General features: G+C 65.7%; 1 protein-coding gene. It reads left to right on the forward strand.

Annotation, left to right across the window (positions count from 1 at the left end):
* On the forward strand, positions 1-329 hold a 329-nt coding region (locus HEP82_RS19875; protein WP_192459616.1), incomplete at both ends, for a hypothetical protein.

Here is a 329-nt window from a genome sequence, read left to right on the forward strand (position 1 = left end):
CAGCGCGTTCTCCAGCAACAGCGCGCAGGCGTCACTGACGGTGAGCGACGTCAATGACGCGCCGACCTTATCCAGCGGCGCGTCGGTGACGCTGACCTCCACGAGCGAGAACGTCACCTCGTCATCCACAACGGTGTCGTCGCTGTTGAGCGTTGCCGGTTATGCGGATGCGGACAGCGGCGCGGTCAGCGGTATTGCGCTGACGGCGCTGAGCGGCAACGGGGCGTGGCAATACTCGACGGACAGCGGGGCCAACTGGTTCAGCGTCGGCACGGTGTCCAGTTCATCGGCGCTGCTGCTCAGTGCGACGGCGCAGCTGCGTTATGTGC

It is taken from the genome of Musicola keenii, from assembly GCF_014855505.1.
Lineage (GTDB): Bacteria > Pseudomonadota > Gammaproteobacteria > Enterobacterales > Enterobacteriaceae > Musicola > Musicola paradisiaca.